The organism is Deltaproteobacteria bacterium (assembly GCA_003194485.1).
In the GTDB taxonomy this organism is placed as follows: Bacteria; Desulfobacterota; Dissulfuribacteria; order Dissulfuribacterales; family UBA3076; genus UBA3076.
In genome coordinates this window covers 1-20,872 of sequence record PQXD01000017.1, presented here as the reverse complement: position 1 = coordinate 20,872, position 20,872 = coordinate 1, and the positions used below count along the sequence as shown (strand labels likewise).

Sequence of the window (20,872 nt, the reverse complement as noted above, 5' to 3'; positions counted from 1 at the left end):
TCCTTTGATCAGGTTTTACTCCACCGCCACCTGGGCCGGCGGACATCCTTCCAATACGAAGGTATAAGGAGTATGATTATAGTATAGAGTTCCAGACGCCCTGCCACCATACATAAAATTAAAACGGCCTTTGAAAGATCAGGAAGCCCTGCGAAATTCCGGCATGGGCCGACACCTCCCAACCCCGGGCCTATGTTATTTAAAGTGGCAATTACCGCCGTAGAGCCTGTAATTATATCTATTCCCTGGCCGGTTACTATCAGGGTCGCAACGATAAATACCACCACATACAAAGAGAGATATCCCAGTATCGACTGGATTACCTCTGCCTGGACCTTATGATTATCAAGTTTGATTGCCCCCACTGCCTTTGGGTGAATCAGCTTTCTTATTTGCACTCTCGTGAACTTCCAGAACATAAGTATTCGAACCTGTTTGATACCACCGCCGGTAGAACCTGCCATTCCCCCCAAGAACATAAGGGCGACCAGGGTAAATTTGCACGCAGGCGCCCACTGATCAAAATCCGCTGTGCCAAAACCGGTGGTAGTAAGTACGGACCAGGCCTGGAAGGCGCCGTATCTCAGGCTATCCAACCATGAATCATAGGTGCCGAACACGATGTTTACAAGCATGATCAATATGGTAGCAAAAATACCCATACCAAGGTAAAAGCGGAGCTCCTCGCTCCGGCCGAATGCCTTCCAGTCACCTGAAAGCAGGCGGTAATGAAGCGAAAAGTTTATTCCGGCAAGCATAACAAATATGATTATAATAAGGTCGATCCACGGACTATGAAATGCGGCCACGCTATCGGTCCTGGTGGAAAAGCCTCCGGTAGCCAGAGTGCAAAAGGCATGGCAGACGGCATCAAAAAAACTCATGCCGGCCAACATAAGCAGCACCGTCTCAAGCGCGGTAAAGAGAAAATATACGCTCCATAAGATCCTGGCGGTATCTTGTATCCTGGGCGCAAGACGGTCTTTTGTAGGGCCCGGCATTTCTGCCCGGAAGAGCTGCATGCCCCCGATTCCGAGTATGGGCAGAATCGCAAGTGAGAGGACTATAATCCCCATACCCCCAAGCCACTGGGTAAAGGCCCTCCAGAAGAGCAGACTGGGTCCCAGGGCCTCAACCCTTTCCAATATAGTGGAACCAGTGGTGGTAAAGCCGGACATGGACTCGAAATAGGCATCTAGATAGCCCGGGATGGCCCCGGAGAGATAATATGGCAGTGCCCCGAGGGCAGCGGCAGCAAGCCAGCTGAAGCTCACGATGGCAAATCCCTCTCTGTGGCCTATTTCAGGCCCTGAGACGCAAGACCAGGCAAGTCCGCCTCCAAGCACAAATCCGATTGCACTTGAGATGACAAAAGCCTGCCAGATCCCATCGGCATAATAAATACTGAATCCGATGGGGATCAGAAGGGCGGCAGAAAGGAAGATAAGGAGCCAGCCCAACAGGGCCCCGATAGTACCCAGTCTCATGAGGCAAGAAACTGTTCTGTCATGGGAACCGCCTTTTTCATGCTGAAGATTATCAGCCGATCTCCGGCCTTCAGCACCGTATCTCCCGAGGGAATGATTACCTTTCCTTGCCTGACCACTGCCCCAAGATTGGTGCCCGGAGGAAAGTCTACAGACTTTAAAGGCTTATTTACGTGCGCCCAACGCTCGGAGACCACGAGCTCCACCACCTCTGCCTCGCTCCCAAGTAATGTGGCAACGGAAAGTACAGCGCCCCGCCTCACAAAACGCAGAATCATATTGGCTGCCACAAGCCTTGGGCTGAGGGCAACGTCTATGCCCAGCTTCCCGAGGAGCGGGATAAAATCCGGACGGCTTATGCGGGTTATGCACTTCTTTGCGCCGTGATACTTCGCGAGGAGGCTTGAAAGGATATTTGTGGTATCTCCATCCGTGACAGTCACCACGAGATCTGCCGTGTCTATTCCCTCTGACAGCAAATCATGGGCGTCCAGACCGTCAAAGTTAAGTACTACGGCATTGCTTAAATGCTCGGCAAGATGCTCGCATTTTATCGGATCGGCCTCTACAAGGACCACGTCCACCTTCTGTTGTTCCATGGCCTTGGCTACGCGAAAGCCGACACGGCCCCCACCGATGACAAAGACCTTTTTAGGGGCCGTGCTCCACAGGTTGAACAAATCTTCCACTGCTGCCATGTCCCTGCGCCTTACAACTACGTAAATCCGGTCCTCAGCCTGGATGAGATCGGCACCCCTGGGAACGATAGTCTCGCCGTCCCTGACTATGGCTACTATTACAAAATCATAGAGTCCTCTTAAATCCTTCAGATCAGCCAGGGTTATACCACAGATAGGATTGTCTTTCTTTATCTGGTACCCGACCAGTACGACCTCTCCGCTGGCAAAATCAACTACCTCAAAGGCCTCCGATACCTCACTGATCCTGATTATCTCATGTGCCACGACCTGATCCGGGTTAATCAGGAGATCTATGCCCAGGCGATGCTCATTCAGTGGAGAAGCGCCGGAAAAATATTCCTCGTTCCTGACCCTGGCCACGCTGCGTAATACGCCATACTCCTTTGCCATGATGCAGGCGATCAGATTGACCTCGTCTATGTCGGTGACAGCAATAAAAAGATCGGCCTTTGCAATACCGGCTTGTTCAAGGATCCCTGCAGAGGCCCCGTTTCCCTCAATGGTAAGTATATTGAGATTTTGCTCCAGGCTCTTGAGGCGGTCTGCATTTCTGTCTATAAGAACGACTTCATGGTCTTCCCCTGAGAGCTGCTGACAGATATGACGACCTACCTCACCGGATCCAATAATGACTATACGCATGTTATAACATCAGGCTCTTTAGTAATTTTCCAATGGATAGAGTATCTACTATTATACGACGCCTGCCTCGAAGTGGATAGCCTTCTCCCGGGTTTCAGGCCGGCCCGGTTCTCAGCAAAGCACAGATTGCACCTGGTTGCGTGTAACATGGCATGGGAGTGAAAATAAAAAAGGATTGCGATCCGGTTGCTTATAATCCGCCTGATATTGGAGGCGGCGCCCGGACTTGAACCGGGGAATAACGGTTTTGCAGACCGTCGCCTTGGCCACTTGGCTACGCCGCCTCAAAATGCAGGTGATGCTTAACATAAGGCATATACTTTGACAAGCCCGTGATTATTCCGTATCTGGAAATAAGGTCTGGGAAAATCTTGTGCGGATCAAAAAAAGGTGGCAGCGCTGAAGGCTGCCACCGAATCATCAATATATCAATATAGAAATTGATCAGGGACTGGTACCGGAGGAACTGCTGGGTGATGAGCCGGAAGAGGAATTGCCGTCCTTTTTGCTTTTTTTATCAGAGTCTGACTCAGACTTTTTTGAATCAGTAATTCCGCTCTTTTTTCCTCCATAATCGGTTACATACCAGCCGCTACCTTTCAAATGAAAGGATGAATGGGAAATCAGTTTGTGCAGTTTGCCGCCACAGGATTTACACGTAGTAAGCGGCGCGTCAGAAAACTTCTGCCAGTTTTCTATAACTTCTCCACAGGATTCACACTCATACTCATAGATAGGCATAAGCTAACCTCCATCCAATAATTTTACTTGGATTCCCCGGATCCGTTCGACGTTATTTCCTTACAGGCACAGACCAACGGATCAGATCAGGTATATAATCGATACTCAATTTTTATTCAACTGTGAATGTGGAAGAAATCGATCAAGGACCGTATCCAGACCTCTGACTTTTACAGGTGTCAATATGTCCTGGGTTACCAGATGTACCTTCTGCTCCTCCACATTGCGGTCATTAAATTCAGGGTGACAAAAATAACGACTGAACCTCATTATGTGAACAAATTCATGGGTAATTACATATATTAAAAAAGGAAGCAATCTCTCTCTCTTTCCTCCGGATGTCTGGTCCAGGATATTGTGATCATGGAGGCAAATTCTGTAAAACTTGCGGCTGTCCCGGCCACTCTGTTTCTGCGTTATGTCCTTTCCGTAACGAACAAGATGTGCAAAGGCCTCGCCGGGGTATTCCCATGAACTGATTTCCCTGAGTGTCTTGACCTCATAGGGATTCCTTACCCAGTAGTTGCTGGAAATGGAAAAGTAATCGCTTATTACGTCTTCCGAGACAGATATCGCTTCGTCCAGGACCTTGACATGATCAGGTTCGAAGTACCTCAGCTGCATAATACCTTGCATCCCGGGCTTTTTGAGCAGAATCATGTTTCATGGTTTTTGCAGTATAATTAATCATCATTAAAATTAGTGCCGCGGCCATAGCATGTCAAGGACCCCGCTTCACAGCTATACTTATAGATCTATACGAAAAGAGACACAAATGCGAACTTATTCACATCCACCAGGCCGAGGTCGGTCAGCTTCAGCGCAGGGATAACCGGCAAAGCCAGAAAACTCAATGTCATGAAGGGATTCTCCAGGTGACTTCCCAGGGCAGAGGCCGCTGACAGAAGATCATCCATCTCTTTGCGTACAATCTCAAAAGGGGCCTCTGACATGAGGCCGGCAATCGGCAAGGACATTCTTGTCAGCAACTCTTTGCCGGCAACTGCCGCAAGGCCGCCTCCCACCTCGATTACCGCATGGGCAGCAGCGGTCATGTCAGCATCGTTAGTGCCTACTACTATGAGGTTGTGAGAGTCGTGGGCCACTGTGCCGGCCAAGGCGCCTTTTTTCAGGCCTATACCCTTGACAAAACCCAGACCTATGTTGCCTGTGGCACGATGTCTTTCGATAACTGCGAGTTTGAGGATATCCTGGTCTACGTCGGCCACGGCAAGACCGTTTCTATGTCTTGCAGGCAGTTCTAATGCCTCGGTTACGATCTGCCCTTCAACCACTCCGATAACGCGGATCCGCTCTCCCTGAACCGGGATCTCAAGGCTCAGGCCCTCTGAAACAACATTTATAGAAGAGGAGACAACGCATGACTTTTGCGGGGCACCAAATAACGGGCTGTTATTTTCAGCCACCAGGCGACCTTTGCTGAAGACCTTTTCCACAGAGAAATCCTTCAAATCATCCAGTATTACCAGATCGGCGCGGTATCCGGGGGCCACTGCACCCCTGTCATAAAGGCGAAAGCGTTCCGCAGGGTTCAGGGTTACCATCTGAATGGCAGTAACAGGATCCAACCCTTCCTGCACTGCCAGGCGGACAGAATAGTCCATGTGGCCGAGATCCATTAAATCCTTTGGATGTCTGTCGTCTGTCACAAAGAGGCATCGGCGGGCGTTATGAGCCGTAACCACCGGCAACAGTTCGGTCAGGTTGCGTACAGTGGTTCCCTCGCGGATAAAGAGGTACATCCCTGCACGAAGCTTCTCCCGTGCCTCTTCAGGCCCGGTACATTCGTGGTCTGAGCTTATGCCTGAAGCTACATACGCCTGCAGATCACGGCCGGTGAGCCCTGGACAGTGTCCATCAATGGGCAGGCCCCGCTGGGTGGTAATTTCCAGCTTGGCCAAAACATCCGGAAGGCGATGAAGCACGCCCGGAAAGTTCATCATCTCTGCCAGGCCTATTACCCGCGGCTGGTCAAAAAGGGGGGCCAGATCCTGTGCAGACAGCGCTGCTCCTGCTGTTTCCAGATGGGTGGCGGGAACACAGGAAGATGCCATAACAAAGACTGTGAGAGGCAGGCCTTCGCTGGCCTCCAGCATATAGCGGATACCTTCGAGCCCCAGGACGTTTGCGATCTCGTGGGGATCGCAGACAACGGCAGTCGTGCCTCTTGGAACCACGGCTCGGGCGAACTGATAAGGTGAGAGCATCGTGCTCTCGATGTGAAGGTGGCCGTCAATAAAGCCTGGGCAGACATACTTGCCTGAAAGATCCAGGACATTAATTGCTTCGTATCCTTCGCCAACACCTGTGATGATTCCTTTGGCCACGGCCACGTCGGCCCGGAGTATCTCGCCTGTGAAGACATTGACCACCTTGCCGTTTTTGAGCAACAGTTCCGCTGCTTCCTCGCCCCGTCCAAAACGGATGATCTCGCCTAAACTCGGATTCATATTCATTGCTGAACCATAGTACATTACATCAGATTAAGTGGACACTTCCTGTTTTTACATTAAACCCTCTTCACGGGCGATTGCAAGACACCTTAACCGGGAGAACATAGCAGGGATTCATTATAAGACTTTAAGTCTTTCAACATATCAGGCCGATAACAAATTCAGGTAAATGAAAAATAATAATAGCATTTCACTGGGAGGTACTCACTTACTATGGCCAAGATAGATGCTTTTTTCAAATTGCTGCATGAACAAAGGGCATCGGACCTCCATATGGTATCGGGTTCTCCTCCGGTATTTCGAGTCAGGGGCAGCCTGAAACGCATAAAATACAAAGTCCTTGAAAATGATGAATTAAAGGCGATGCTCTATGAAATCGCCCCTGAGTATAAAATCAAGGTCTTTGAAGAAACCGGGGATGTGGACTTTGGATATGAAATCCCGGGTCTTGCCAGATACAGGGCCAACTTTTTCATGCAGAAAAATGGCATCGGTGCCGTATTCAGGGAGATTCCCAGTAAAATTATGACTTCGGAACAACTGGGACTCCCTGATGTCATGACCAAGCTGGCCATGCTGCCCAGGGGTCTTATTCTGGTTACAGGGCCGACCGGAAGCGGGAAATCCACCACCCTGGCTGCGATTATAGATCATGCAAACCGCAATCGTAATGATCACATCATCACCATAGAGGACCCTATAGAGTTTGTGCATGAAAGCAAAAGGTGTCTTGTCAATCACAGGGAAGTGGGCTCCCATACCAAATCCTTCAGTGCGGCTCTGAGAGGGGCCCTCCGTGAGGACCCGGACATAATTATGGTAGGTGAAATGAGAGATCTGGAAACGATTTCTCTGGCTATCGAGGCGGCGATGACAGGTCACCTGGTTATGGCTACCCTGCATACTATCAGTGCAGCAATGACGGTTGACAGGGTTATCGAGATTTTTCCAGCTCACCAGCAGGCCCAGATCCGTTCGACCCTTTCTGATGCCCTGAGGGCCGTAATATCGCAAACAATATTCAAGAGGATTGATATAAAAGGGAGATGTGTTGCCTTTGAGATCTTGATTGCCACTCCGGCTGTCAGAAATCTTATACGTGAGAGAAAGACCTACCAGCTCCAGTCAGCTATGCAGACAGGCAAGAAATTCGGCATGAGCACCCTGGACGATGCCATAATGGGACTGATGCAAAATAATTGGATAGACCCGGACGAGGCCTATAACAAGTGTGTTGATAAGGAGAAGTTTAGGCCATTCGCCAGAAGTGCGCCTGCCGACTTCACAGAGGTTGGTTGATATGAAACAGGCAGACCTGGATTCAATTTTAACCAGGATGATCAGTGTCCACCCAAGGATATCTGATCTGAACTTTACAGTAGGCCGGCCATGTCAGATAGTAGCGGATGGCAGGCTTCATCCTGTTGTCATGGATAATATAGTCACAGGTCAGCTGGTCCCTTTCCAGACAGAGCAAATGGCTCTGGCCTTAATGAACGATGACCGGCGCCTCTTGGTGGACCTGTTTCGCCACGGCTCGTGTGACCTGTCCTACTATTTGCCTGACGGCCCCAGATTTCGCGTAAATGTGTTTTCCCAAAGAGGGGTATACAGCATTGCAATGCGCAAACTGGAAAGCGAGGTCCCTACTATTGAGAGTCTAGGATTGCCGGATTGCTTCAGGGCAATGGCCAGGGAAAAAAATGGGATAATACTGTTTACAGGTGCCACCGGAACCGGCAAGACCACGTCTCTTGCCACCATTTTGGACGAGATCAACAGGAGTGAGCATCTCCATGTGATCACCCTGGAGGATCCAATTGAATTCGTGCATCATCATAAAAAGGCGACTTTTAACCAGAGGGAACTCGGCAAGGACTTCGATGCCTTTGCGAGCGGATTGAGAGCGGCCCTGCGCCAGGCACCTCATGTGATACTGGTTGGAGAAATTCGTGACAGAGAGACAGTGGATGTGGCCCTTAACGCTGCAGAGACAGGTCATCTCGTATTCAGCACCCTTCATACGATAAGCGCCAGCAACACAATCAATCGTATTTTAGGTATGTACACATCAGAAGAAGAGCATCAGGTCAGGTTCCGCCTGGCGGATTCGCTGCGCTGGGTGGTGGGACAGAGACTGCTGCCCAAAATAAAGGGGGGAAGGGCGGCCATCTTTGAAATCATGCGGAATAACATCCGTGTCAAGGATTCCATCATAAACGGAGAAAGCGAAGGAAAGACATTCTACGAGATCATAAAAAATGGTCAGTCATATAATATGCAGACCTTTGACCAGAATATTGTCCGGCTTTTCGAACAAGGTGTTATTGACGAAGAGACATCTATGGCTTATGCCAGCAGCCGGGCAAGCGTGCGCCAGGGAATTGATCAGGTCAAGGCCAGGAGAGGTGAGAAGACATCCGATATTGATGAATTGAGCATAGATATGGACTGGGGAAAATCCATATAAGCATCGGAGATTGTAAGGTGGATATAATTTGTACAGGCTGTAACAGGCATTTCAAAGTAGCTGACGAAAAACTGCTGTCAGGCGGGACAGTGTATTTTACGTGTCCCAATTGTAGAGAGCGGATAGAGATCAAGCCCGCCTCCAAGACAAAACCGCTGCCAACAGACGAAAAGAAGGCTACAGATGAGTCACGAGGCTTTGAATATTTTGAGCCGGGCAGCAAGACGGCACTCGTCTATTGTCCCGGGCCCCAGACAAGGAAACTGCTGCAGAAAGAGCTGACATGCCTGGGGTATAAGTCGAGGTTTGTCAATCAACAGGATGATATCAAGTTCAGATTTAGATATCATATATACGACCTGGTTCTTTTGTATCAAGATGGACCTGAGCCGGAGGACGATCTTGTCGATATCATGAAATATTTAAGGCCTCTGATGATGGACATGCGCAGAAAGATCTTCGTGGTTTATATTCATCCGGGAGGAGATCGCTTTGACTCCATGCAGGCCTTTTCAATAGGGGTAGATTTAACAATAAGTCCTTCCGGATTAGGACATCTTTCCGAAATTCTCTCTCCGGCTCTCAAGGCCAAGGAAATGGCCTACAAGGTCTTTTTTGAATGCAAGGCCAAGGTGGAAATGGAGATATTCTAGAAAAACTGATTAATATCCAGTCAGTTCCAAGAAGTTATTCGAAACTTGTGTCTTTTACCATTTCCGGGGTTCTATAACAGTCTTTCACACCTCATTCCAATTCTTCATCAATCAGTGTATTTTTGTTTTTAATACTTGCCCTTGAATTTATTGAAGCAACGCGGCAGATGGGGTATTTTCAACGGGATCAGTGTTGAATTGAGACTGGGCTTAAAGCCTGCAGAAAGGTGTATAATGGACAAATATAACCTTGACCGTCGTGGCTTTTTACAGGGATTAGCCGGTGCCGCTGTCATGCTGACCGGTCTTTCAGATGCATCAGCAGAGCATCCGCCGGCTGGGGCAGCAAGGGCCGGGCAAAAAAAGACAGCTATTCCTGATATCCGAAAATACAGGGGCTTAATCGGGGCATTAAAGGGATTCTCGGCAACTATTATCCGGGAACATCTGGCCCTTCTTGAAAGATATCGCCATGAATTGTCCGAAGTGGAATCACAGGACCGGACAATTGATCTTGCTTTGGCCGATCCGCTTGCCAGCAAATGGCGCAACCACACCCTGACCTGGATCGAGCTGCACAACGCGGTCAGGCTCCATGAATTGTATTTTGATACATTGACACCCAAGAGCCTTAAGCCCGGCCAAAAGATCGGCAAGATCCTGGAGGAATCATACGGTTCTTTTGATCAGTGGTGGGTAAAATTCAGGGCCACTGCCATGGCAGTACGCGCTTGGGGTGTGCTTGGGTGGGATAATCAATCAAGACGACCGGTGATTTCCGGTCTGGATAATGACTCCGAATGGCCCTTGGGGGTTGAACCCTTACTGGTTGTGGATATGGCTGAGCATGCGTATGTACTGGATTTTATAGGACAACCTCTGGCCTATCTGGATGCCTGGCTGGCAAGAGTCAACTGGGTGGTTGTGGATTCCAGGCTGGCCAGGGTCTCTGAATAATAACAGCAATCCGTCAGGTTTAAGTGCCTCGGAGTTGATAAGGAAGGATGATGATGAAGGTCAGAAAGGCAGTGGTCCCGGTGGCAGGCCTTGGAACAAGATTTCTGCCTGCCACAAAGGCAATTCCAAAGGAGATGCTGACCGTAGTGGACCGGCCAACCATTCAGTACATTGTGGAAGAGATAGTTGCATCCGGCATAAAAGAGGTGGTTCTGGTAACTGCCTCCGGAAAATCAGCCATTGAAGACCATTTTGATTACTCCTTTGAGCTTGAGACTTTTTTGGCCCAGAAGGGTAAAATGGATCTTCTCAGGGAGGTTCGCTATATATCCGGTCTCATCGAGGTTGTCTCGGTCCGCCAGAAAGAACCTCTGGGCCTCGGACATGCTGTAAAGGTCACGGAGCCGGTAGTCCGCGGTGAACCATTCGTAGTCGTACTCGGCGATGACCTGGTGGATGCAACGGTCCCGTGCGTCTTTCAAATGCTAAAGGTCTTCGAAGAATTCCAGCAATCCATTGTCGCCGTGCAAAAGGTCCCCTTTGATGAAACTCACAGATACGGGATAATAGAGGGTGAAAAAGTGGCGGAAGGGATCTACAAAGTACAGAGGCTCATTGAAAAGCCTGCGCCCGGTACCTCCAGGTCCGACCTTGCCATAATCGGCCGGTATGTATTAAGGCCCGAGGTATATGGTTGCCTGAACAGGACCCTTCCCGGGGTGGGCGGTGAAATACAGCTGACAGATGCCCTTGACTGTCTCCGAAAAGAACAGGGACTATATGCTTATGAGTTTAAGGGCAAGAGATATGACGCGGGAGACAAGATGGGATACCTCCAGGCTACTGTGAGCTTTGCACTTGAACATTCGGATCTGGGCGGACGATTTAAAAAATACCTGAAGAAGCTGGTCGCTGATCTGGATGAGTGATGAAGATTTTCCCCTGGCCGTGTGCAAGACACCTGCTGAGCTCGATTCTCCAGGCAGCAATCAGCTTATAGATGTTATAGTGCCACTGCCCATATACAGGGCGCTTACATATATCTTGCCGGGAGATACCCTTTTCCCCCCTAAAAGCGGCCGGGTCCTGGTTCCCGTAAGTGGCAGAAACATGGTGGGAATGGCATGGGGAGCCCCTGTAAAGAAGCCGCCTCCCGTGGATTTTAAAAAGGTTATAAGGATACTTGACCAGAGTCCTCTCTTGCCTGAATCACTTATCGGTTTTCTCGAGTGGACCTCCTCATACTATTTTCATCCCATAGGACAGGTCATAGCAGAGTCTTTGCCTCCGGGTCTCTTGTCTGCCCGGAATCGACGCATATCCCAAATCAGTAACGGTCTGCCGAGAAAGGGGGACTGCCGGCCGGAGTTTCTGCCCTGGACATCTGAGATTCCCTTGCAACTCACCTGGGAACAGGAAGAATCGGTCAATGCCGTTTGTGATGCCATTTCCACCAGGACCTATCACCCCATACTTGTGCACGGAGTGACTGGAAGCGGGAAGACAGAGGTCTATATTCGGGCCGCCGAGGCGTGCGTCAGGCAAAACCGAAGCGTATTGGTGCTGGTGCCTGAGATAGCCATGACCACGCAGGCAGTGGGCTGGTTTGTCTCCAGGTTTGGTGATGAGGTAACAGTGCTTCACAGCGGTCTGACAGAGGCCCAGAGAAGGGATCAGTGGTTCAGGATAAGAGAGGGAAAGAGCAGAATAGTTGTCGGTACACGATCCGCCATTTTTGCCCCCTTATCCGATATAGGTCTCATTGTAGTGGACGAGGAGCACGATCCCTCGTACAAGCAGTCAGAAAAACTCCGATACCAGGCAAGGGACCTGGCCCTGCTGCGCGGCCGGATGTCAGATGCAACGGTGATACTGGGGTCTGCCACTCCATCTGTATCCAGTTTTATGAACACCCTTACCGGCAAGTACCAGCTGATTACCATGAAAAAACGAGTGGCCGGGCGGCCTCTTCCCGAGGTAGTGATAGTGGACCGCAGGGAAAAAGAGAAAGGGGACCGATATCAAAAGTCGGAATCAGCAAGACCTGAATGGCTCTCCAAAGAACTTATAGAGGCTGCAAGGGATACCTTGGAAAGAGGCGAGCAGGTCCTTCTGTTTCTCAACAGGCGGGGTTTTGCAACCTATGTTTTCTGTCCTGATTGCGGATACGTGTTCAGGTGTCCGCACTGTGAGGTCACGCTCACGTGGCACCGCGGAGATAGAAGACTAAAGGGCGGGAAAGACGGGGTGCTCCGCTGTCACTACTGCGGGATGGAGTCGGCTGCCCTGCCGGTATGCCCGCAATGCGCGGGGCAGGCGGTCAAGGCCTTCGGTTATGGCACCGAAAGGATCGCAGCCGATCTCAAAGGGCTTTTCCCCGGTGCCAGGATCGCAAGACTTGACAGGGATACCGTACGAACCCGAAGGCATATGGAGGAGGTCATCCTTGATTTCCGGAAAGGGCGTCTTGATGTACTTGTGGGTACGCAGATGATCACCAAGGGTCATGACTTCCCCGGCCTTACCCTTGTAGGTATATTATGGGCGGATTTATCCCTGAATTTCCCCGAATATCACGCGGCCGAGAGGACTTTCCAGCTCCTTGCCCAGGTGGCAGGCAGGGCTGGCCGGGGGAAACGGCCGGGCAGGGTATTGATTCAGACGTGGCTGCCCGATCATTATGTTCTGAAATGTGCGGTTACCCATGACTTCAAAGCCTTTTTTGAAAAGGAATCCGGGTTTAGAAAGGCCCTGGGGTATCCGCCTTTTGCGCGGCTGATTAATCTCCGATTCTCAGGCCGGAAAAAGGCCCGGGTCTGCAATACAGCAGATAATGCGGCAAGATTGGCAAGGAAACTGGCAATAGGTATCAGGGGAAGGTCTCAGGTCGAGGTCCTGGGGCCCGCTCCGGCACCCAGAGCGAAAATCAAAGACCGTTACCGGTGGCAGGTACTCCTTAAATCCGCATCGCTTTCGGATTTAAGGGCGCTGTACTCCGGTCTTCTGTCAAGGAAAGCGGACATTATCCCTTCCGGCGTGAGAATGGAAGTGGATGTGGATCCGTACGGCCTGCTTTGATTCCAGGGGAAATCGAACCAGTCGAATACAGGCATCATGCTTGGCCTTGCTTAAGACCAAATTGGAGATGGTGGTCACGCCCCCACTTGTAAATATTCGGTGAACCCGTTATATCCTGCCTTGGAGCGGTTACCTTTTTCCGGGTTTCAACCCAAATTATGCACTTCAAACACCGAACAATAAGGAACAAATAGAAAAATCAGTAAATTATGGTGTATTGTCCAGTTTGGAATGTTCACCCAAAAGGTGCATTCCACCGGAGTTAAAAATTGTTCGGTATTTGAAGCCACAAGGGGCAGCCAATTTTACTAAATCTGCTTTGTTGTCAGGCACTTGAAGTACAAAAGTACGTCTGCGTGCCTTCCGCCTCGCATCTTTGGCAAACTTGGCTGCTGCATAATTCGGGTTCAAAGCTCACTCATTGCAGATTTACCCCCACTTTTGTGTTTCACTACAAAGAACACAGAGAAAGAATAGGGAAAATTCTCTTAAGTGGAGCATATGCTGACGTCAGCGGCAACGAAATCCGGAAATATCTTTTGCAATTTCTTGTCGAAACTCAAAAGTTTTTGTGCTTGATGTTTCTTTGCCTGTTCAACGATGATTATATCCGCGAAATCTCCCCCCTCTCTGTATCGAACTGCGGCTTTCTGGACGACAAGTTTATCCGGCACTGCATATGTCGGCGCAGACATCAATGTATCCAGAAAACCAGCGATTTCATTCCGCGGACAACCGTAAACTGACTCAAGAACCCAGACTGTCTCAATTAGGACCTCGCTCAGGATCAAGACCTGCTGGGAGCCGGCCTCTGCATGACTTACGGCCGCCTGGACAGCTCTCGCCTGGTCTGGATTATCCTCGATTAAGAGCCTAACCAGGGCGTTCGTGTCGAGCGCGATCACGCCTTGCCTCTCCCGATCTGTCGATTCTTGATAGCAAGTTCCATCTCGTCAATTGAAACAGGCCCTTCGAGTTTCCGGTGCTTGAGTATGCCAAAAATGTCTGAAGCCGGCCTGTTGGCGCTCGTAATCAAGGCCTTTCCTTCGCCAAGCGGTGTAAAAACGACCTTGTCAGACGGTCCTACCTTGAGAATTTTACGGATTTCTTTCGGAATGGTCACCTGACCCTTTGATGATACTGTACCTGCCAACATAATTTTTCCTTACTATTCATTTTTTTCTTTACTTAGTATTAACAAGTAGGACATATACGGACAAATGTCAAGCCTGTCAGATTACGGGAACTGATTTGTTGCAGGACGGAGATGGGAAGGGTAAGATGTGATCGAGACGCCGCTGCGCCATTTGTTGCGGTCTCACGGCTTCTTCCCCAAACGGATCTTGAGGCGTCTTAAACGCTCTCCACGGTAAATCGAGACCAGAACTTCTTCTTCAGGCTCTTTGGTCAGTAGTATCCGGATTGCCGTAGCATATGATGTTACTTCTTCGCCGTCAATGGCAACAATAATGTCTCCTCCTGCAGGGTAGAGACGATTCCCGAGGCGGAGCTCCTTCTCACTCCCTTTTATACCTCCCCTGGCAGCAGGACCTCCGGGTACCACATTCATCACAATAGCCCCTTTTTCAACCGGCAAATCAAGAAGCCTGGCCAGGGCCGGGGTGACATTCTGCAGGTTCGCCCCCAGCCAGGCACGCGCCACGTAGCCTTTGGAAATAAGCTGTGAGGCCACCCATTCAATGGTCTCAGAGGAAATAGCAAATCCCATTCCAAGGATATGTCTTGAGGGACTGAATATCAAAGTATTTATCCCGATTACCCTGCCGGATGAATCAATGAGCGGTCCACCGGAAGTGCCTGGATTTATGGATATATCAGTCTGGATTACGTCGTGGACTACACGTCCGTCAGGTCTGGAAATACTGCGTCCGATGGAACTGATCACGCCCTGTGACACTGTGTATCCTGTTCCGAAAGGATTCCCCAGCGCAAAGACCTTCTGGCCTATGCCGGGCTTTGTAGCTGCAAGTTGCATCGGGTCCAGGGATTCAAGTTCCCTTTGAGGCGCCCGCAACTCGAGCATTGCAAGATCGGTTTCACTATCGGTTCCTACTAGCCTGGCAGGCCACTTGCAGCCGTTAGACAAGACAACTTCAATGGAGTGCACGTCACTGACAACGTGATAATTTGTTAAGACGTGTCCGTGATAATCCAGGATAAACCCGGAGCCTGAACCTTTGTGAGGTACCGGATCCAGGTAAAAGTCGGGCGCAATCGCTGTGCTGGTTACGTTTACGACCCCTTTTGAGAGTTTCCTGCAGAGATTGACAGTATGCCGTTCGTCTTTCGTGAGTCCCATGCAGGACAAAGGACTCAGAAAGACAGCAGCGAAAGCATAGAATAGGATACATTTTGAAATGAATCCGACCACGGGTCTATAGTCCTCCCATTTTAATGGCCGCAGCCACTATCAGAGCCAGTATCAAACGGTAATATACAAAGGGATAAAATGTGTGCCTGGCAAGGTGGCGCATCAAAAAGGCTATGACTAAGTATCCGGAAAGGCCTGCAGCAATAAAGCCCCAGAGAAAGTCCATGCCCAGAGTCCCAAAACCATCCTGCCAAAGCTTAAGTCCTTCATATAAACCTGCTCCTGCAATTATGGGGGCGGAGAGCAGAAACGAGAAGCGGGCCGCGGCCCTCCTTTCAAACCCCAAAAATAGTGCTATTGTCATGGTTATCCCGCTCCTTGAGACACCGGGCACGATGGCAAGGGCCTGCGCTGTTCCAACGCTAATGGCATCTTTCCAGCCGAATTTTTTAAAACTGCGCTTATGGGATGCCAGGCGTTCTGCCAACCACAGGAACAGGGCAAATCCGGAAAGGGTTGCCACCACTATCCACGGGGAACGGAATGCAGTGGAAGCAGCCCCTTCCAGGAAGTAACCCAGAAGGGCTCCCGGTACAGTGCCTATCAGGACGAGGAAAAGAAGCCGTCTGTCTCCCTTTTTTGACGTTTTTCCAGGGACCAGAGATTTTGCCATGCCTGACCAGTCCTGCCAAAAATATAAAAGGACCGAGATCAAGGTGCCCAGATGCAGGGTGACATCAAAAGCAATGGAGGTATCCTTGAGACCCAGAAAATACTCGGCCAGAACGAGATGGCCGGAGCTGGACACTGGCAAAAACTCGGTAACGCCCTGAAGGATCCCAAGAAATAAGGCCTCTGTAGTGATCATGTCCGTATTGTGCAATTATGAAATATTGGATAAAAAGAAATCTTCAAATATTAACATCCTTCATGATTTGAAATTGGGAAAAACACAAAGATGCAGATGCGTTACCTAATTTCGAATTTCCAGTTTCGACATCGGCATTCAATTTGATAATACACGCTTTTTCGAAAAAAGTGCAAACTGATAAATGAATGATGACGAATAAAAAGGCCCCTTTGGGCCAGTTGCTGATGATAGGCATACCAGGCACGGATCTGGATCCGGAAAGCCTTTTACTTATAAGAGAGCATGGAGTAGGAAACTTCATCCTCTTTACAAGAAACGTAAGGGGAGGTCCTGACCAGACAAAGGAACTCTGCGATGACCTTAATGAGGCCTGCGCCGATGCCGGACTTCCTCCACCCCTGATAGCTGTTGATCAGGAAGGAGGACCTGTCCAGAGACTTGCTCCCCCTTTTTGGCCGGGAATTCTTTCCAACCAGGAAGTGGCTCTATCCAAAAATCCGGAGACCCAGGTCAATATCCAGGCAGAGACCGCTGCAAAGATCCTTGATTCTCTGGGAATAAGGCTCAATATGGCGCCTGTACTGGATCTGGCTCCAGCCGGGACCGAAGGTATCCTGAAAGGCCGTTCCTATGGGCCTGATCCCCAAGAAGTATCAATCCTTGGAGAAAAGTATATCCGGACACTGCAGGCCAACGGAGTAGGAGCCACTGCCAAACACTTCCCGGGCATAGGTCGTGCTGGAAAAGATCCCCATTTTCAGCGACCCGTGGTCACTGCCCCGAGGAAGACATTGATGCATGAGATGTCCCCATTTCGCGCGAGTGTAGAGGCAGGCGTCAAGGCCGTAATGACCTCTCACGTGGTGTTTACCGCACTGGACCCGGATGAGCCCGCCACCTTTTCAAAGATCATAGTAAATGAACTCCTCCGCCGTGAGTTGGGTTTTCAGGGTCTATTGCTGACCGACGATCTTGAGATGGGGGGAATTACCGGTCACGGCTCCTTGGGCGAGGCAGCGGTAAGGGCGATTCTGGCGGGGCATGATCTCCTGCTGATTTGTCACAGGTTCCAAAGGATAAGAGAGGCATTAGACTCATTAGAAAAAGCCTGGTCCCAGGGCGTACTTGATACCGGAAAACTGGACCTGAGCCTTACGCGGAAAATGTTGAGTTTTGAATGTTGAATTTTAAATTGCAAGAATACTATTTTTATTCATTAATTCAGCATTCAACATTCAACATTTAAAATTCTCCAACAATAGATGGAACCGCTCACCTGATCACTCCGGAGATGACCTTTGTGTTCCCCCCTGGTAAAATCTCTTTTTTCACTTCAGAGAAATGGCCCCTAAAGAAGCTTTCCTCCTGTCTGAGAAGGGCCTTAGATCCCAAATTCCCTGCTACCAACATTCTGATATAAAAAAGGACCTTAATAAACTTTTTTTTGGGGACCTCGTGCTCCATCATGCAGAACCTGCCCCCGGTCCGGCAGACCCTTTTGATCTCCATAACGGTCTTCTCTCTTACCTCCCCCTTTAGTTCATAAAATGCATGGGAGCAGGTTACAGCCGAAACAGTCTTATCCTTGAAAGGGAGATGCTGGACCTCGGCCTGTATCAGGACTATGTTTTTTATGCCTCTCTTGCGTATTTTCGCAGCAGCCTTCTGGAGCATTCCGCTTGAGAAGTCGAGCCCAACCACCAGGCCACTGCTGCCCACCTTCTCAGCCAGGAAAGGTGGAACAGATCCTGTCCCTGTACAGAGATCCAGGGCAACGTCCCCTGTCTTGAGTCCTGTTCTGTCGGCCAGGGCACGACGAAGACGGCCCTGGACGTCGCGGGAGTGGAGTTCAATAATACGGTCGTAGACCTTTGAAAACAGATTGTAGTAAGATTGTCTGAGTGAGCTCATAGTTAAAGTTAGTCCAGACATCGTCAAGTGGTCAAGTAGTCAAGTGGTTAAGTGGTTGTTATTATACCAGCAAATAGCTTTGGTTCGAAAATTGGACAGTCGATGCTGGTTCGAATCCTAATATGCTGAATTATTTATAATTTTTTCCAACTCGACTACTCGACCACTCAACTATTTAACGAGGTCTGTAGTCAGTATAAAGTTAAGTGTTTAAAGACTTCATTGATTAGTATATGTTTCCGTTGTAAAAAGTCAAAAATTACCACAAAAGATTTTCTCTGCGACCTTTGCTGCTACACGTCAGATTGTGCAACACACGAAAAAGAAAAGAATTATCACGAAAGCACGAAGGTACGAAAACACGAAAGGAATAGGACATATTGGATGAGTTGAATTTCAATGAAATAGGCATTGAAACCTTGGCGAGGGGAAAAGAAACGCATCAGTTTGAAGAGTTAAGCAGCAGGATAATAGGAGCTGCGATCGAGGTTCACAGGGAACTTGGTCCAGGATTTTTGGAAGGCATCTATGAGGAAGCACTGAAGATTGAATTGTCTGAACAGAGCATGCACTATGATTCTCAAAAAGAGATAAAGATAGAATATCTTGGTGTAGAAATTGGCGTGCATCGGCTTGACTTACTTGTTGAAAAGAAAATTATTGTAGAATTGAAGGCCGTGAAAGAGCTAACAGATATCCATTTTGCCCAACTCAGGTCATATCTCAAAGCAGCGGGTCTAAGGGTGGGCTTATTGCTGAATTTTGCCAAACCCACTCTGGAGATAAGGCGGGTTGTCAACTGATTTGAGGTATCATTAGTGTTTTCGTGTTTTCGTACCTTCGTGTTTTCGTGATTAATTTTGAGAGGTTTTTTCAGCGGAATCATTCCATAATATTTTATGTCAAAAAGTGCCAAACTGAAACTGGCTATTGTCTCCCCACCCTGTATGAGGCCCGCAAGCCCTCCTCTTGGGCCTGCCGTTCTGTCGTCATATCTGAAGAAAAATTCGCCGGATATAAAGGTGAGGGCCTATGACCTGAATCTGCTTTACTACGATAGAGTCCTGGATGATCTGAAAAAGGGGAATTTTAAAATCCGCCTCTATGATTGGAATGAAGAGACCACAGCTCAAAGAGTCGGCCAGGCGGTAGATTTCCTTAAGCACGGCACACGGGAAAAATTCGACCTGAAGCTATATCATCATTTTGTCACGATATTTTTGAGCTTTGAGAACATCTTTAACGCATTCATGTCCGAAATGGCAAAAAGGCATTTGATAGGACTCTCCGTACCTGACAGGGTGAAGATATTCTTCGAGGATCTCGTCGATCCGGTCCTGGATTATGATCCGGATATGGTAGGCCTTTCGGTCCTTTTTAATAGCCAGACGGTTTTTGCTCTGCTTATGGCCGCTTTGATTAAAGAAAAAAAGGATATAAAGGTTGTTTTAGGCGGGGCCAGACTTGGGGTCATGCGTTATCCGAAGAGGCTTTTCAAGGAACCCTGGGTCTTCAGTACCAAAGACAGGACAAGGCAGTTGGAATTTGGACAATATGTTGATTTCCTTATTCCAGGGGAAGGGGAGAAGGCCTTGCTCAATCTTTGCATGGCTCAAAATGAGAAGGATCTGGCCGAGGTACCCAATCTTGTCTATGTGAAAGATCAGGAGGTCAGAAAAAATCCGCCCCATGTCATTCACGACCTCGACCAGATACCCGGGCCGGATTTTAGCGACTTTCGTCTGGACAGGTATATAGGCCCTGCGGTGGTCCTGCCTTTTTTGAGTTCAAGGGGATGTCCCTGGGGAAGATGCACATTCTGCACACACCATCATTCTTACCTGCTCTATCGGGAGCTTGAAATTGAGGAGTGTCTGAAGCAGATAAGATACCTGAAAGAACATTATGGGACGCCATTTCTTAATTTTTATGACGAGATGATCCCTCCGGACCGTTTCAGAGACCTGGCACAGGCCATAATTAATAAAGGAATAGAGATCTCCTACGCAGCATACGCCAAACCCACAAGGGAGTTCGATACTGATCTGTTTAAGCTGATTCACCGGTCCGGAGGGCGTGTAATCATGTGGGGAGTGGAGTCGGCCAGCCAGCGGGTCCTTAACCTCATGAGAAAGGGAACAAGGATCAAAGAGGTGGAAAAGGTCCTTCAGGATGCCAGGCATGCAGGTCTGATGAACCTGATATTCATAATGTTTGGTTTTCCTACTGAGACAGAGGCAGAATTTAATGAGACCTTGAATTTTCTGAGGAAGAATCAGGATTACATAAATGCCCTGTCCAAGGGAAAATTCGTCCTGGCAGAAGGTTCTCTTATCCAGAAAAAACCTGAAAAGTTTGCAATTACCGAAATCCGGGAGGCAGCGGAATCAAGAGTCTATAACAGGATCTTTGATTATCAGGTCTCAAAAGGTCTTGGTCCCGGGGAGGTGTCGGCCCTGTATGAAAAGAGTCTTAATTACTTGGAATCTATCGGATTCACCCCCCGTTTCGGGGCCTATCGGGAGCACCTTCTGGCATATGCCGCATCAAGAGAT

At 49.1% G+C, this 20,872-nt stretch carries 19 protein-coding genes and 1 tRNA gene; 9 read left to right on the top strand and 11 right to left on the bottom strand.

The annotated features are described in order from the left end of the window. Nucleotides 1-8 precede the first annotated feature (8 nt). From C4B57_09350 to ade, 6 genes are all read right to left on the bottom strand, one after another. Nucleotides 9-1,487 (bottom strand): potassium transporter, encoded by a 1,479-nt coding sequence (locus C4B57_09350; protein ID PXF53479.1) that lies wholly within the window; start codon nucleotides 1,485-1,487, stop codon nucleotides 9-11. Next, nucleotides 1,484-2,830, bottom strand: coding sequence for a Trk system potassium transporter TrkA (locus C4B57_09345; GenBank protein PXF53478.1), 1,347 nt, complete (start codon nucleotides 2,828-2,830; stop codon nucleotides 1,484-1,486). The genes C4B57_09350 and C4B57_09345 overlap by 4 nt, the downstream gene beginning before the upstream one ends. Before the next feature lie 208 nt (nucleotides 2,831-3,038). Beyond that, nucleotides 3,039-3,114, bottom strand: a tRNA-Cys gene (locus tag C4B57_09340). Nucleotides 3,115-3,274: 160 nt separating this feature from the next. Further along, entirely contained in the window at nucleotides 3,275-3,571 is a 297-nt protein-coding gene (locus C4B57_09335) for an FmdB family transcriptional regulator (protein PXF53477.1), read from the bottom strand. 105 nt (nucleotides 3,572-3,676) lie between these two features. Next, nucleotides 3,677-4,231, bottom strand: a complete 555-nt coding sequence (locus tag C4B57_09330; protein ID PXF53476.1) for a hypothetical protein — start codon at nucleotides 4,229-4,231, stop codon at nucleotides 3,677-3,679. 95 nt (nucleotides 4,232-4,326) lie between these two features. Then, nucleotides 4,327-6,042: an adenine deaminase gene (gene ade, locus C4B57_09325; protein ID PXF53511.1), complete on the bottom strand. Its 1,716-nt coding sequence runs from the start codon at nucleotides 6,040-6,042 to the stop codon at nucleotides 4,327-4,329. A gap of 216 nt (nucleotides 6,043-6,258) precedes the next feature. Between ade and C4B57_09320 the strand changes: the two genes are divergently transcribed. From C4B57_09320 to priA, 6 genes are all read left to right on the top strand, one after another. Beyond that, nucleotides 6,259-7,344: a type IV pili twitching motility protein PilT gene (locus tag C4B57_09320; protein ID PXF53475.1), complete on the top strand. Its 1,086-nt coding sequence runs from the start codon at nucleotides 6,259-6,261 to the stop codon at nucleotides 7,342-7,344. A 1-nt stretch (nucleotide 7,345) separates the two neighbouring features. Then, nucleotides 7,346-8,515, top strand: coding sequence for a twitching motility protein (locus C4B57_09315; GenBank protein ID PXF53474.1), 1,170 nt, complete (start codon nucleotides 7,346-7,348; stop codon nucleotides 8,513-8,515). Between the two features lie 17 nt (nucleotides 8,516-8,532). Then, on the top strand, nucleotides 8,533-9,168 hold the full coding sequence (locus tag C4B57_09310; protein ID PXF53473.1) for a hypothetical protein: 636 nt from the start codon (nucleotides 8,533-8,535) through the stop codon (nucleotides 9,166-9,168). A 150-nt stretch (nucleotides 9,169-9,318) separates the two neighbouring features. Further along, a complete protein-coding gene (locus tag C4B57_09305) occupies nucleotides 9,319-10,125 on the top strand; it encodes a hypothetical protein (GenBank protein ID PXF53472.1) in 807 nt (268 codons plus the stop codon). Nucleotides 10,126-10,178: 53 nt separating this feature from the next. Next, complete coding sequence (gene galU, locus C4B57_09300) at nucleotides 10,179-11,054, top strand: UTP--glucose-1-phosphate uridylyltransferase (GenBank protein PXF53471.1); 876 nt, start codon at nucleotides 10,179-10,181, stop codon at nucleotides 11,052-11,054. Next, a complete protein-coding gene (priA, locus tag C4B57_09295) occupies nucleotides 11,047-13,203 on the top strand; it encodes a primosomal protein N' (protein PXF53470.1) in 2,157 nt (718 codons plus the stop codon). The genes galU and priA overlap by 8 nt, the downstream gene beginning before the upstream one ends. Before the next feature lie 488 nt (nucleotides 13,204-13,691). Here the strand turns inward: priA and C4B57_09290 are convergent, their stop codons facing one another. From C4B57_09290 to uppP, 4 genes are all read right to left on the bottom strand, one after another. Further along, entirely contained in the window at nucleotides 13,692-14,108 is a 417-nt protein-coding gene (locus C4B57_09290; protein ID PXF53469.1) for a hypothetical protein, read from the bottom strand. Then, nucleotides 14,105-14,359: an AbrB family transcriptional regulator gene (locus tag C4B57_09285; GenBank protein PXF53468.1), complete on the bottom strand. Its 255-nt coding sequence runs from the start codon at nucleotides 14,357-14,359 to the stop codon at nucleotides 14,105-14,107. Before C4B57_09285 ends, C4B57_09290 begins: the two co-directional genes overlap by 4 nt. 162 nt (nucleotides 14,360-14,521) lie before the next feature. Next, nucleotides 14,522-15,595, bottom strand: coding sequence for a peptidase S1 (locus C4B57_09280; protein ID PXF53467.1), 1,074 nt, complete (start codon nucleotides 15,593-15,595; stop codon nucleotides 14,522-14,524). A gap of 4 nt (nucleotides 15,596-15,599) precedes the next feature. Next, complete coding sequence (gene uppP, locus C4B57_09275) at nucleotides 15,600-16,403, bottom strand: undecaprenyl-diphosphatase UppP (GenBank protein ID PXF53466.1); 804 nt, start codon at nucleotides 16,401-16,403, stop codon at nucleotides 15,600-15,602. A 188-nt stretch (nucleotides 16,404-16,591) separates the two neighbouring features. Between uppP and C4B57_09270 the strand changes: the two genes are divergently transcribed. Beyond that, nucleotides 16,592-17,590, top strand: coding sequence for a beta-N-acetylhexosaminidase (locus C4B57_09270; GenBank protein ID PXF53465.1), 999 nt, complete (start codon nucleotides 16,592-16,594; stop codon nucleotides 17,588-17,590). Nucleotides 17,591-17,678: 88 nt separating this feature from the next. Here the strand turns inward: C4B57_09270 and C4B57_09265 are convergent, their stop codons facing one another. After that, entirely contained in the window at nucleotides 17,679-18,338 is a 660-nt protein-coding gene (locus C4B57_09265) for a hypothetical protein (protein PXF53464.1), read from the bottom strand. 398 nt (nucleotides 18,339-18,736) lie between these two features. Between C4B57_09265 and C4B57_09260 the strand changes: the two genes are divergently transcribed. Then, complete coding sequence (locus C4B57_09260; GenBank protein PXF53510.1) at nucleotides 18,737-19,120, top strand: GxxExxY protein; 384 nt, start codon at nucleotides 18,737-18,739, stop codon at nucleotides 19,118-19,120. A 96-nt stretch (nucleotides 19,121-19,216) separates the two neighbouring features. Further along, nucleotides 19,217-20,872: hypothetical protein (locus tag C4B57_09255; protein ID PXF53463.1), on the top strand; the 1,656-nt coding region annotated here is incomplete at its 3' end.

Bases quoted from the DNA above. Each gene is read 5' to 3' on its own strand.
- C4B57_09270 (PXF53465.1), top strand. From the start codon at position 16,592: ATGATGACGAATAAAAAGGCCCCTTTGGGCCAGTTGCTGATGATAGGC.
- C4B57_09320 (PXF53475.1), top strand. From the start codon at position 6,259: ATGGCCAAGATAGATGCTTTTTTCAAATTGCTGCATGAACAAAGGGCA.
- C4B57_09330 (PXF53476.1), bottom strand. From the start codon at position 4,231: ATGATTCTGCTCAAAAAGCCCGGGATGCAAGGTATTATGCAGCTGAGG.
- C4B57_09345 (PXF53478.1), bottom strand. From the start codon at position 2,830: ATGCGTATAGTCATTATTGGATCCGGTGAGGTAGGTCGTCATATCTGT.
- galU (PXF53471.1), top strand. From the start codon at position 10,179: ATGAAGGTCAGAAAGGCAGTGGTCCCGGTGGCAGGCCTTGGAACAAGA.
- C4B57_09335 (PXF53477.1), bottom strand. From the start codon at position 3,571: ATGCCTATCTATGAGTATGAGTGTGAATCCTGTGGAGAAGTTATAGAA.
- C4B57_09315 (PXF53474.1), top strand. From the start codon at position 7,346: ATGAAACAGGCAGACCTGGATTCAATTTTAACCAGGATGATCAGTGTC.
- C4B57_09350 (PXF53479.1), bottom strand. From the start codon at position 1,487: ATGAGACTGGGTACTATCGGGGCCCTGTTGGGCTGGCTCCTTATCTTC.
- C4B57_09285 (PXF53468.1), bottom strand. From the start codon at position 14,359: ATGTTGGCAGGTACAGTATCATCAAAGGGTCAGGTGACCATTCCGAAA.
- ade (PXF53511.1), bottom strand. From the start codon at position 6,042: ATGAATCCGAGTTTAGGCGAGATCATCCGTTTTGGACGGGGCGAGGAA.
- uppP (PXF53466.1), bottom strand. From the start codon at position 16,403: ATGATCACTACAGAGGCCTTATTTCTTGGGATCCTTCAGGGCGTTACC.
- priA (PXF53470.1), top strand. From the start codon at position 11,047: ATGAGTGATGAAGATTTTCCCCTGGCCGTGTGCAAGACACCTGCTGAG.
- C4B57_09265 (PXF53464.1), bottom strand. From the start codon at position 18,338: ATGTCTGGACTAACTTTAACTATGAGCTCACTCAGACAATCTTACTAC.